Source organism: Neisseria sp. HMSC055H02 (assembly GCF_001813335.1).
Lineage (GTDB): Bacteria > Pseudomonadota > Gammaproteobacteria > Burkholderiales > Neisseriaceae > Neisseria > Neisseria sicca_C.
This window is the reverse complement of the sequence record NZ_KV812117.1, coordinates 21,637-34,396: the sequence shown is the minus strand read 5'-3', so window position 1 is coordinate 34,396 and position 12,760 is coordinate 21,637. Positions and strand designations below refer to the sequence as shown.

Below are 12,760 nucleotides of genomic sequence, written 5' to 3'. Positions count from 1 at the left end.
TAAGAAAATACCCTTACCTCCTTTTCCACCCAAGCAGGAAGGAAGGCAGGAACTTTCACGGTTTGAATGGGCTATATTTCTGTAAAAAGGTCGTCTGAAAACGTTCAGACGACCTTTGGGTTTTATTTGCAGGTTTTCATATTCAGGCTGCCGTAGCGGCCGACGATGTTGCGGATTTCCTGTGCGTCTTTTTCATCGACCGACATGAAGATGACGGTCATGCGGGAAACGCTGAGGGTGCTGTCGGCGGCGTTGCCTTTGTCGTCTTGTTCGACGATGCGCGCGCCGCCGAAGCCTGCTGCGGACAGGCGCGAGATGAGGACTTGTGCGGAGGAGCGGCTCTTCATCACGCCGAGGCTGATTTCGCCGTTGTAAAGCGTGCCGTTGAAGCCTTTGTTGCCGAGGGCTTCGAGGCGGTTCATGGCTTCGCTGTCGGCGGGCAGCACGACGCGGAAGGTTTTGGCGGCGTGGTCTTTCGATGCGCCGCGTTTTTCTACGGTGCGGCTGGCGGCGTGCGGCCAACGGGTCAGCAGGCCTTTGATGCGGTGGTAGTCGTCTTCGTCCAGGGTAACGCTGGCGTTAGACGTACATTGGCGGGCGGCGGCTGCGTTTTTGGCGGCGGGATTTTCGTTGGCGGCAGCATTCGGATTGGTGTTTTCGGCGGCGGCTTTTTCTTTTTCGCGGCGGGCTTTTTCTTCACGTTCTTTTTTTTCTTTTTCGCGGCGCGCCTGTTCCTCTTCTTCTTTTTTCTTGCGTTCGGCTATGGCTTCTTCGGATTCAGGCTCGGGCAGGTCGGCTTGTGTTTCGTCGGTTTGCAGCCAGTCGGGTTGCGCGTTGTCGGCAGGCGTGGGGGCTTGCTGCGGGCGCAGGGATTCGGGTTGGGCAAGTTCGTGGGCACCGCCTTCTACGGGCGCGGTGTTGGGGGATTTGGCGTTGTTGAGGCGGTGCGTAATCATGCCGCCGAAGACGATGATGTTGAGTGCCACGAGGGCGGCGAAAAGCCATTTCATGAGTTGTTTTCCTTTTTTGTGTTCGGTTGCCGTTGCGGTGTGCGGGCGGTTTTGTGTTGTTATTGGTTGTTGCGGATCGGCGTCAAAGCCAACCGGCTGGAGTTTGCTGCGTCTGAAGGTCGTCTGAAAAGCGGTGTTGCGTTTCAGACGACCTTTTTGAATCTGCGCTACGGTATTGCTGCTTATTCGGGCAATTTATCAGGCTGTTCCTGCTCTTGCGCGACCCAGTTCAATAAACCGTAAATGACGAGATTATCTACAATTTTTACTGTATTGTCCAAAACAAACTGCTTAGGCAGGGCGTTGACAACTTTGCTTGCGCCGCCGCCGGTGATGATGACGTCAACGGGTTTGCCTTCGCCTGTTTTTTGTTGCAGTCGCCCGTGCATCATGATGACGGCTCCGCAAACGGCATCCATCATGCCGCTGGTGATGGCGTTGGGCGTGGTGGTGGGGAAGGGGTACACTTTACCGGCGGGGCGGTCGAGGTTGGCGGTTTTAGCGGCGAGTGCTTCTTTCATGAGGTGGAAGCCGGGCATGATGGTGCCGCCGAGGTAATGGTTGTCTTCGGTGAGCGCGTCGGTGGTTACGGCGGTGCCGCAGCTGACGACGACGCAGGCGTTTTGGCTAAAACGGCGGCTGCCCAAGGCGTTGAACCAGCGGTCGGAGCCGTGTTCGGCGGGGTTGCGGTAGTGGTTGCGGATGCCGAGTGCCTGCGGCATGGAGGGCAGCCAGCGGACAGGCACGGTCAGGTGGGCTTCGACAAGGGCTTTTTTGAGGTCGCCGCACACGGCGCAGCCGACGATGCGGGTACGGTCGTCTGAACGCGCTGCCCATTCTTCGCCGAGCTTGCTCAAATCGCGGTACGGCGCGCGGGTGACTTCGTTGAACATGCCGTTTTCCACCCATGCCCATTTGAGCTGGCTGTTGCCGCCGTCGAGCAGGAGGAGGCGTTCGGGCGGGCGCGGCGCGGCGGCGCGGGGCGTGTCGTCGGGGCGCAGGCTTATTTCGCCGCTGACGACGGTTTGTTCGCCTGCCGATGTCATCAGGTGCAACGCGCCTTGCGCATCGACGTTAAGTACCGTGCCTTCGTTTACGGTTTGCCCGTCGCGCAGGAGCAGGACAGGTTTGCCGTGGTCGCGGTGGGCGGTTTGGTATTCTTCGAGGAAGGGGGCGAACCCGTTTTGCGCGTATTGCGTCAGCACGGCATTGAGTTCGCCCAATAATTTGTCCAACAGCGTTGAAGCGGGAATGCAGTGTACGGAGGCGGTGCCGCGGGCAAGCTGCGCGTTGTGGAAGAGGGCTTGGACGGAAGCGGCGTTTTCGACTTCTTTAGGCAGGACGAAATTGATGCCTATGCCGATGACGGCGGCGGTTTTGCCCTCGTTGCGGACGGTTTCGATCAGGATGCCGCCGAGTTTGTCCCTGTCGGCGACCAAATCGTTCGGCCACTTGATTTGTATGTCCAAACCCGATGCGGCTAAAGCGCGGCGGCAGGCGAGCGCGACGGCGGGGGCGAGCGAGCCGAGTTCGTGCTGCGGTTTGTCGAATACCCAGCCGAAGCTGAACATCAGGCATTCGCCCAGCCGGTGTGTCCACTTGCGTCCCTGCCGCCCGCGGCCTTTGGTTTGCAGATGCGCGACGCAGAGCGATTTATGGGCTTGTTCGGGCGAAGTGCGCGCCAGATTCAGGATTTCGTCGTTGCTGGACGTGCATTCATGTTTTAAGGTCGTCTGAAAACCGCGTTCCGCGCCCAAACGCAGCAACGCTTCTTCGTCAAACAAAGCAAGCGGGCGCACGAGCCGCCACTGCCCGTCGTGCTGGCGCAGCAGTCCGCGGATGTGCACAGGCATCTGTTGCCAAAAGCCGTTGAGCTGGTGCGGCTTCACGCCCGCGATACGCGCGAGATGGGAAACGTGTTGCGGCAGACCGTCGGCAAGTTCCGCCAAAACCCGACTGTGCGGCAGTTTCAGCGCGGTCATTTGCCGCCCTCGGCTGCGCGGATTTTTTCCAGCGTTTTCGTGGTGGAAGTCTGGTGCAGGAACGGAATGGAAAACACTTTGCCGCCGCGCGCCAGCGTTTCTTGCGCGCCGACGATTTTTTCGACCGGCCAGTCGCCGCCTTTAATCAGGATGTCGGGTTTGATTTGCTCGATCAACTCGGCGGGCGTGTCTTCGTCAAACCAAGTGACCAAATCCACGCTTGCCAATGCCGCCGCCACCGCCGCGCGGTTTTCCAGCGGGTTGACGGGACGGTCGTCCCCCTTGCCCAAACGGCGAACGGACGCATCCGTGTTCAAAGCCAGCACCAACGCCGCCCCCGCCGAACGCGCCTGCGCCAGATAGGTAACATGCCCCCTGTGCAGAATATCGAAACAGCCGTTGGTAAACACCAGCGGACGGGGAAGCTCGTGCAGACGCTGCGCCAATTCTTCGGGCGGGCAGATTTTGCGTTCGAAATCGGGGAGGGACCAGTCAGACATAATCGGGATTCCGTTGGGGATAAACAGACAGGCGGTATGATACCGAAGCGGGCGGAAAAGGAAAACCGCGGGATAAAAATAAGGAAAGGTCGTCTGAAAACCAAAATCGGATTTTCAGACGACCTTCAAACCCATACTATTCGCGGGCGATGCCCACGCTGCGTATCGGTTTGCGGGAAACGGCTCAAACCATTATTTGAACCACCGCGACAGCGCCGGAATCCGCGACAGCAAAGCCGTATCCAAAATCCAAATCACGGCGATGGCGGCGATGGCGGTCGGGAACAACACTGCTACGATCAAAAGCGGCACAGCCATTGCCCACCATACCGGCAGCTCGATTTTCTGCGCCGGAGGAACCAGTCCGCCCGCTTTGGACGGGCGGCGTTTCCACCACATCACGCAGCCGCTGACGCAGATGAAAATCACCGCCAGGCAGAACAAGACGTTCGCCAGCACGCTCCACCAGCCCAGCGTCCCCATGTGCAGCGCGATGCTCGCCGCCATGAATTTGCCGAAGAAGTTGTAATCGTCGAAACGGATATCGGCCAGGATTTTGCCGCTGTATTGGTCGATGTGCACCGTGCGGTCGGCGGTCGGGCTGACCATGTCGTAGCTCATCGAATCCTGCGACAGCGTCCACACGCCCGTTTCGCCTTTGGGCAGGTTGAGCTGGTAGCGGCCTTTGAAACCGATTTCGCGGGCGAAGCGGTCAACCGTTTCCAAGGTCATCGGTTCGCTCGGATTGATGCCGTTTTCGCCCTTCGTCGTACCGGAAACAGGCATGGGCGTGAGTTCCAAAATCCACGGTACTTCTTTGGTTTTGCCGTCGTTCAGCACATCGCCGTGGGTCGGCACGACGGATACGGGGTTCGGTTCGACGCCCCATTTGCCGGCGGGGAACTGGCTCCAAGACTGAACGAACTTACCGCCCCAAATGCCCGCCCAAGCAACACCAGACAGGCAGAACAACAATAAAATCAAAGAAACCCAAGTGCCGAATGCGCCGTGCATGCTGCGCCACCACGAGCGTCCTTTGCCCGTTTGCGGCGCAAGCATGGCTTTCAGGCTGCGCTGTTTCGCCCACCACAGATAAATCCCTGTAATCATCATCAGGATGGTCAGCGACGCGGCAGTTTCTATCAGGTAATCGCCCGCCGTGCCGAACATCATATCGCCGTGGATTTCGTCCATCGTGTGATACCAACCCTCATTGCGCGGCATGGAACTGACGACTTTCGCCGTATAAGGATCGACGGCGACCATGGTCGCTTTGTCGTCGTTGTTCACGCGGAACACGGCAACCATATCGTCGGCGCGCGGCGCGATATATTGCACCACCGAAGCGGTTTCAGGGTTTACAGACTGCCGCGCCGCTTCCGCCTGCGCCGACAAAGGCTGTACCTGCGCCTGCGGGGTAACGTGTATGCGCTCGCCCTCTTTGCCGGTAATGTTGGCGAATAGAAGCATGCCCAGACCCGTTACGGCAAGCAGGGTCAGAAAGGGCGCGACCAATAGTCCGAAATAAAAATGCCACCGCCACACGGTCAGATAGCGGCGATTGGCTTGTTGGTCGGAACGGGGCGCAGGTTGGGATGTGTCCATAAATTCTCTCTGTTGTTTTATCGTGGGTTAAAAAAGAAAAACGCCTGCCCGCGCGGGAATGACGACATAGGTATTCCCTATTTGAATTTGTTGCAATACTATACAAAATAACTAAAAAACTAATACTTTATAAGTATAATCGAATTTTAAAACATGAACAATTTCTGATAATACTGCCTCATCATAAGACAGCACCAACAAAAAACCGTATCAAACAAAAACAGCTCCCTGTCCGAAAGCGTTTCATCATAAAGCTTTGCTGAAAAACAAGGTCGTCTGAAACCTCAAACCGGGTTTTCAGACGACCTTTGTTTGTTCAATCAGAATTCGATGTTTTCGTAGGCATCGTCGAATACAAACGGGCCGCGTTCGCCGCCGCTTTCGGATTCGAGGTGGATGCGGGTCATCATCATGGACTGGTCGACTTCTTTCATCATGTCGTAAATGGATATGAGGGCGATGTTGACGCCGGTGACGGCTTCGGTCGTGATGCTTTTGCCGACTTCCGAAGTGACGGTTACGGTAGCTTTGACGTAGGCGAGTTCGAGATCGACATCGAAATCGACGCGGACGTGTTGCAAGACGGCGGGTTGGTAAAGCGGGACAATCAGTCCGACCTGCTTGATGCCTTGGACGGCGGCGATACGGGCGACGTTGAGGATGCCTGCGTTTTGGGTGGCGTTTTCCGCTAAAACTTTAATGGCGGAGGTGCTCATGTTGATGGAGCCGCTTGCTACGGCGGTGCGGGGAGTGGGTTGGCGTTTGTCGTTTTCGCGTACGGAGTTGAAGTTGAACATACTGTGCCTGCATGAAAATAGGATTTTATGTCGTAGTATTTTACGGGATTTCTGCGCTTCGGACTATGCTACGGATACAAACGGCAGAATAATCGGACTGAAATGCACGGGCGGCTTTGTTAAGCAATTAACGGCTTGGCTTGTGCGGACGCGGGTTACATCAAGTTTCGGCGTTTTGCAACACCTTTTCCGATGGCGGTTTCAGACGACCTGCTATACAATGTTTTACGTTTGTTTTTGAGATAAATAAATAAAGAGAGAAAATCATGCAACTGCATATCCTGAACAATCCCAAGGACGCCGCTCTGGCAGCAGACGCGGAATTTTTAAAACAGTCTTTGTACAAACTTCTGCACGAAGAAGCCTCGCCGTTGGTGGTGGAAACGGTCAAGCTGTTGTCCACTTCGGACGACAGCGCGGCTTTGATTGAGAAGGTTTTGCCGCAACTGGACGAACAGCAAACCCACGACCTGACGCTTGCCTGCGGCCTGTTCGCGCAAATTCTGAACATCGCCGAAGACGTACACCACGAACGCCGCCGCCAAATCCACGAAGAGGCTGGACACGGCGGCGCAGAAGGCAGCTTGGCGGAAACGGTACGCAAACTCAAAGCGGCGAAAATCGGCGACAAGGCGGTTCAAAAACAATTAAATACGACCAATGTTACCGCCGTTCTGACCGCGCACCCGACCGAAGTGCAACGCCAAACCGTGTTGAACTTCAACCGCCGCATCAGAGCCCTCCTGCCCCGTCGCGAACGCTGCACCCATGCCGACGCGCTGGCGGAGTTGCGCCGCGAAATCGACACTATTTTGCTGGGCTTGTGGCAGACCAGCGAAACGCGCCACCACAAAATCAGCGTTAACGATGAAATCAACAACGGCGTGTCCATCTTCCCGATGAGCTTCTTCGAGGCGCTGCCCAAACTCTACCGCAGCATGGAACGCGAGTTTCAGACGACCTATCCTGATGTGGACGTGCCCGACATCTTAAAAATCGGCGGCTGGATAGGCGGCGACCGCGACGGCAATCCGTTTGTCTCCGCCGAAACCCTGCGTTTCGCTTTCCGCCGCCATGCCGACGCGGTGTTCCGTTTTTACCGTGGCGAACTCGACAAACTCTACCGCGAGCTGCCGCTTTCCGTCCGCCGCGTCAAAGTCAACGACGACGTGATGGCGTTGTCCGACGAATCGCCCGACGAAGAAATCGCCCGCACCGAAGAGCCGTACCGCCGCGCCATCGCCTACATCATGGCGCGCGTCATGGGCAAAGCCCGCTCGCTCGGCTTGGGCATGGGCTGCAAATTCGGCTTCATGATGCCTTACGCCTCCGCGCAAGAGTTTTCAGACGACCTCCACAAACTGCAACGCTCCCTGCGCGAGAACGGCAGCGCGCTTTTGGGCGAAGGCAGGCTCGCCGACCTGATTCGCTCCGTGTCCGTGTTCGGCTTCCACATGATGCCGCTCGACTTGCGCCAACACGCGGAAAAACACGCCGATGTCGTTGCCGAACTCTTCAAACACGCCGGTTTGGAAGACTACGGCAGCCTTTCCGAAACGGAAAAACAAACCGTCCTGCTGCGCGAGCTGAAACACCAGCGGCCGCTGTCCAGCCCGTTCATCACTTACAGCGAACACACCCGCCGCGAAATGGCGATTTTCAACGAAGCGCGCAACATCAAAGACGAATTCGGCGAGAACGCCGTTACCCAAAGCATCATCTCCAACTGCGAACAGCCCAGCGACCTGCTCGCCCTCGCGCTGCTGCTCAAAGAAAGTGGTCTGTTGACGGTTGAAAACGGCAAACCGCAAAGCCGCATCAACATCGTCCCCCTCTTCGAAACCATCGAAGCCCTCGAAAACGCCTGCCCCGTCATGGAAACCATGTTCAGCAACGAATGGTACCGCGACCTGCTGCAAAGCCGCGACAACATTCAGGAAATCATGCTCGGCTATTCCGATTCCAACAAAGACGGCGGCTACGTTACCAGCTCTTGGTGCCTCTATCAGGCGGAATTGGGCTTAGTCGAACTCTTCAAAAAATACGATGTCCGTATGCGCCTCTTCCACGGCCGCGGCGGCAGCGTCGGACGCGGCGGCGGCCCGTCTTACCAAGCCATCCTCGCCCAACCAGCGGGCAGCGTTGCCGGACAAATCCGCATTACCGAGCAAGGCGAAGTCATCACCGCCAAATACGCCGACCCCGGCAACGCCGTGCGCAACCTCGAAACCCTCGTCGCCGCCACGCTCGAAGCCAGCCTGCTGCCCGATCAAAAAGACCCCGAACCCGCGCTCATGCAGGCATTGTCGGACGTATCGTTCAAATACTACCGCGAGCTGATTACCCACCCAGACTTCATCGACTATTTCCTGCAAACCAGCCCCATACAGGAAATCGCCCCCCCCAACCTCGGCAGCCGCCCCGCCAGCCGCAAGACCTTGGCGCGGATTCAGGATTTGCGCGCGATACCGTGGGTGTTCTCATGGATGCAAAACCGCCTCATGCTGCCCGCGTGGTACGGCTTCGGCAGCGCAGTGGAAAGCCTGTGCGAAGGCAAACCCGAAACCCTCGCCGCCCTGCGGGAACACGCGCAGCACAACCCATTCTTCCAAGCCATGCTCTCCAATATGGAACAAGTCATGGCGAAAACCGACATCACCCTCGCCGAAAACTACGCAGGCTTGAGCGAATCGCCCGAAAAAGCCGCCGTCATCTTCGGCATGATTAAGGAAGAATACCAACGCAGCCGCAAAGCCCTGCTCGACCTTTTGCAAACCGACGAACTCTTGCGCGACAACCGCAGCCTCGCCCGTTCGCTCGCCCTGCGGATTCCGTACCTGAATGCGCTCAACGGCCTACAAGTCGCCATGCTCAAACGCCTGCGCAAAGACCCGCACGACCCGCACACCCTCCTGATGGTGCACCTGACCATCAACGGCGTGGCACAAGGTTTGCGCAATACAGGTTAAGGCAGTACGAAAAAAGGTCGTCTGAAACGGTTTCAGACGACCTTTAGGTCAAGCGCAAAACCATAGTGTGGGCTTTATCAGCAAAAAACCCATACTGTTTTAACCCGCTTGCCGCCCTGCTTTACAAGCTATTTTTACCTTATTCGCGAACCGCCTTCCGCAATAACCCTTTTCAGACGACCTTTTCCACACTTCCGCATACCATGCCGACCAAACCGCCCGCCTACCACATCACGCACAAAATCCGCCAAACCCGCCGTATTTCGCGTAAAAGCATTGCTTTCCTGTTCCTGTTGGCAGGGTCGGCACTGGTTGCGCTGACCGCCCTCCTGTTTGCCTGGATGGCGGATTTCGCGTTGGAAACGAATGCGGAGCTGGTGCAAAAATATCCTTGGTTTGCCTGGGTCGCCCTCCCCTTCGGGCTGCCGCTCATCGTCTGGATCACCCGCCGTTTCGCCCCATACACCTCCGGCAGCGGCATCCCGCAAGTGCTCGCCAGCCTCGCCCTGCCCTACGGCGCCAACAAAACCCGCCTGATCCGCCTCCGCGAAACCCTCCTCAAAATCCCGCTGACCTTTCTCGCCATGTGCGCAGGCGCGTCCGTCGGGCGTGAAGGACCGTCCGTACAAGTCGGCGCGGCAGTCATGAGCGCGTGGGGCGCATGGTGCAAAAAACACGGATTTGCCTTTCGCGGCATGCAGGAAAACGACCTTATCGCCGCAGGCGCGGCAGGCGGGCTGGCCGCCGCGTTCAACGCCCCGCTGGCAGGCGTGATTTTCGCCATCGAAGAACTCGGGCGCGAAGTCATGCTGCGTTGGGAGCGGCAAATCCTACTCGGCGTCCTCGCCGCCGGTTTCATCCAAGTCGCCATCCAAGGCAACAACCCCTATTTTTCAGGCTTCAGCGGCGGCGCACTCGACAATATGCTCGGCTGGGTATTGGGCTGCGGACTCGCATGCGGCATCGCCGGCGGACTGTTCGGACGCACCCTGTATCTCGGCGCCACTGCCTTCGCCCCCGCCAAATGGCGCGAACACATCCGCCGCCATCCCCTGATTACTGCCGCCCTCATCGGCATCCTGCTCGCCGCCATCGGCACGCTTTACCAAGGCAAAACCTACGGCACAGGCTACCACGAAGCCGCCCAAGCCCTGCGCGGCATCCACGAAGCCCCCGCCGGACTCGCCGCCGCCAAATGGTTCTCCACCGTCCTGACCTACTGGACAGGTACGCCCGGCGGCATCTTCACCCCCTCCCTGACCATAGGCGCAGTCTTGGGCGAACACATCGCCATCCTCACCGGACTCACCCAAGGCACCCACGTCCTCGTCCTCCTCTGCATGGCGGCCTTCCTCGCCGGCGCCACCCAATCCCCGCTCACCTCCGCCGTCGTCGTGATGGAAATGACCGGCGGACAAAACCTCCTCTTCTGGCTGCTCATCGCCTGCATCTTCGCCTCACAAGTCTCCCGACAATTCTCCCCCCGCCCCTTCTACCACGCCGCAGGCACACGCTTCAAACGGCAGGTGGAACAAAGCGGACAGAAGTGAAGCCAGATATTGCCGATGCGGGAAGGTGTAGGAAAGGTCGTCTGAAATGTTTAGCAATTCGCGGGCGAAGCCCACGCTACAAAGTTTTTTGGCGACACAAGTGCCGTAGCGTGGACTCGGTCAACGAAAACGATAGACGCAAAGGCCGTCTGAAAAACTTATAAATCGGGTTTTCAGACGACCTTTCATGTTTGGACTGCATATCGGTTTTGGTTGGCACGGTATCCGTAGCGTGGGTTCTACCCACGAAGCTGACTGGCGGACAGGTCGTCTGAAATCTTAAGTGGCTCGCGGGCATAGCCCACGCTACAAAGTTTCTTGGCGACACAAGTGCTGTAGCGTGGACTCTGTCCGCGAAAATGATGAACACACAAAGGTCGTCTGAAAACCCGATGTATAGTGGATTAACTTAAACCAGTACGGCAAACCAGTACGGCGTTACCTCGCCTTGTCCTGATTTAAATTTAATCCACTATAAGTTTTCAGACGACCTTTTATGTTTGAACTGCCTATCGGTTTTGGCTGGCGCGGTAGAAGGCGATGAGGCCGTTGGTGGAACTGTCGTGCTGCGGGTTGCCGCGGTCGAGTTCGGGTTCGATGGTTTTGGCGAGTTCTTTGCCGTATTCGACGCCCCATTGGTCGAAGGGGTTGATGCCCCAAACCGCGCCTTGGACGAAGGTGCGGTGTTCGTATGCCGCCATGAGCATGCCGAGGCGGCGGGGGTCGGTGGCGCTGAGGAGGAGGCTGTTGCTCGGGCGGTTGCCGGGGAATTCTTTTTGCGGGGCGAGGCGTTCGCGTTCGGCTTCGGGCAGGTCGGCAAGTTCGGCGCGGGCTTCTTCGAGGGTTTTGCCTTTCATCAGGGCTTCTGCTTGGGCGAAGGCGTTGGCGACGGTGAAGCGGTGTTGGCGGTTGATGCCGTAGGCGGTGGTCATGGGGACGATGAAGTCGCAGGGGATGAGCCGTGTGCCTTGGTGGAGGAGTTGGAAATAGGCATGCTGGCAGTTGACGCCTTCTTCGCCGAAGACAATGCCGCCTGTGGTATGGGGGACGGGACGGCCGTCGGCGGTGCGGTTTTTGCCGAGGCTTTCCATGTCGAGCTGGTTGAGCCACGAGGGGAGGTGGCGCAGGTTGTGGCTGTATGGGACGGCGGTTTGTCCGTCGGCGTGCTGGAAGTTGTTGTACCAGATGCTGATGAGCGCCATGAGGACGGGGATGTTGCGGCGGTAGGGGGTTTGGAAGAAGTGGGTGTCCATGGCATGCGCGCCGGCGAGGAGTTCGCGGAAGCGGTCGGTGCCGACGGCGACCATGACGGGCAGGCCGATGGTTGACCAGACGGAATAACGTCCGCCGACCCAGTCGAACATGGCGAAGACGTTGTCGGGGGCGATGCCGAAGTTTCGGGCGGCGGCAACGTCGGAGGAGATGGCGCAGAAGTGGCGGTAGATGCCGGATTCGGGCAAACCTGCATCACGATACCAGGCGCGGGCGGCGTAGGCGTTGAGCAGGGTTTCGGGTGTGCGGAAGGATTTGCTGGCAATGCTGAATACGGTGGTTTCGGGCTTGAGGTGGGCGAGTGTGCGGCTGATGTCGGCGTCGTCTGAATTGCTGACGAAGTGGACGCGGATGTTTTGGCGGTAGGCTTTGAGGGCTTCTACACACATTCTGGGGCCGAGGTCGGAGCCGCCTATGCCGATGTGGACGAAGTCGGTGATGGGTTTGTCGGTGATGCCCCTGTGGCTGCCGTTGTTGAGTGATTCGGCGAAGGCGAGGGCGCGGTCGAGTTCGCGGTGGATTTTGGGGAGGATGTTTTCGCCGTCAACGTAAACGGGCGCGGCGTCGGACGGCAGGCGCAAGGCGGTATGGAGGACGGCGCGGTGTTCGCTGAGGTTGATTTTTTCGCCGTTTTGCATGGCGTGCATTTGTCCGGCTAGGGGCGAGGCTTCGGCAAGGCGGCACAAGAGTTGCAAAGTGTCTTCGCCGAGGCGGTTTTTGCTGTAATCGAAGAGGAGGCCGTCGAGGGTTTCGTGCATATTGCCGAAGCGGTCGGGTTCGGCGGCGAAGCGGTCGCGCAGGTGGAGGTGTTGTGTGTCGAGCCGGTGTTGTTCAAGGGCTTGCCATGCTTCGGTAAATGCGGTCATCGGGTTTCCTTCGGAATTGGGTTCGCTCATTCGGCGGGATGTGATTTAGTTATAGATTGTACCGCGGCTGATTGGTTCGCTACTTAATGATTTTTTTGTAGTTTAATGTAGTTTAACAAGACGGCGCGGGTTTGCCGGATACGGGTAAGCAATTTAGTTAAGAATTGTATGCAATATGCAAGCAATGTGCTTGATTTTCATCAAGGTTT

8 protein-coding genes are annotated in these 12,760 nt (G+C 57.8%); 2 read left to right on the top strand and 6 right to left on the bottom strand.

The genetic code is table 11. The features are described from left to right. Positions 1-122 precede the first annotated feature (122 nt). The 5 genes from HMPREF2907_RS09305 to HMPREF2907_RS09285 all read right to left on the bottom strand — a co-directional run bounded on the left by HMPREF2907_RS09305 (position 123) and on the right by HMPREF2907_RS09285 (position 5,894). Positions 123-1,010 (bottom strand): cell division protein, encoded by an 888-nt coding sequence (locus HMPREF2907_RS09305; RefSeq protein WP_070682451.1) that lies wholly within the window; start codon positions 1,008-1,010, stop codon positions 123-125. A gap of 182 nt (positions 1,011-1,192) precedes the next feature. Further along, a complete protein-coding gene (locus HMPREF2907_RS09300) occupies positions 1,193-2,992 on the bottom strand; it encodes a bifunctional biotin--[acetyl-CoA-carboxylase] ligase/type III pantothenate kinase (RefSeq protein WP_070682449.1) in 1,800 nt (599 codons plus the stop codon). Beyond that, on the bottom strand, positions 2,989-3,492 hold the full coding sequence (gene rfaE2 / locus HMPREF2907_RS09295) for a D-glycero-beta-D-manno-heptose 1-phosphate adenylyltransferase (protein ID WP_003768921.1): 504 nt from the start codon (positions 3,490-3,492) through the stop codon (positions 2,989-2,991). Before rfaE2 ends, HMPREF2907_RS09300 begins: the two co-directional genes overlap by 4 nt. A 192-nt stretch (positions 3,493-3,684) precedes the next feature. Continuing rightward, positions 3,685-5,097: a PepSY-associated TM helix domain-containing protein gene (locus tag HMPREF2907_RS09290; protein ID WP_070682446.1), complete on the bottom strand. Its 1,413-nt coding sequence runs from the start codon at positions 5,095-5,097 to the stop codon at positions 3,685-3,687. 320 nt (positions 5,098-5,417) lie between these two features. Next, a complete protein-coding gene (locus HMPREF2907_RS09285) occupies positions 5,418-5,894 on the bottom strand; it encodes a cyclic pyranopterin monophosphate synthase MoaC (RefSeq protein WP_070682444.1) in 477 nt (158 codons plus the stop codon). 266 nt (positions 5,895-6,160) lie between these two features. On the opposite strand from HMPREF2907_RS09285, the gene ppc reads away from it, so the two are divergent. After that, positions 6,161-8,863, top strand: a complete 2,703-nt coding sequence (gene ppc / locus HMPREF2907_RS09280) for a phosphoenolpyruvate carboxylase (RefSeq protein WP_070682442.1) — start codon at positions 6,161-6,163, stop codon at positions 8,861-8,863. Positions 8,864-9,066: 203 nt separating this feature from the next. Then, positions 9,067-10,413: a chloride channel protein gene (locus tag HMPREF2907_RS09275; RefSeq protein WP_070682440.1), complete on the top strand. Its 1,347-nt coding sequence runs from the start codon at positions 9,067-9,069 to the stop codon at positions 10,411-10,413. Between the two features lie 509 nt (positions 10,414-10,922). On the opposite strand, the gene pgi is transcribed toward HMPREF2907_RS09275, so the two are convergent. Continuing rightward, entirely contained in the window at positions 10,923-12,551 is a 1,629-nt protein-coding gene (gene pgi, locus HMPREF2907_RS09270; protein WP_070682439.1) for a glucose-6-phosphate isomerase, read from the bottom strand. Positions 12,552-12,760 lie beyond the last annotated feature (209 nt).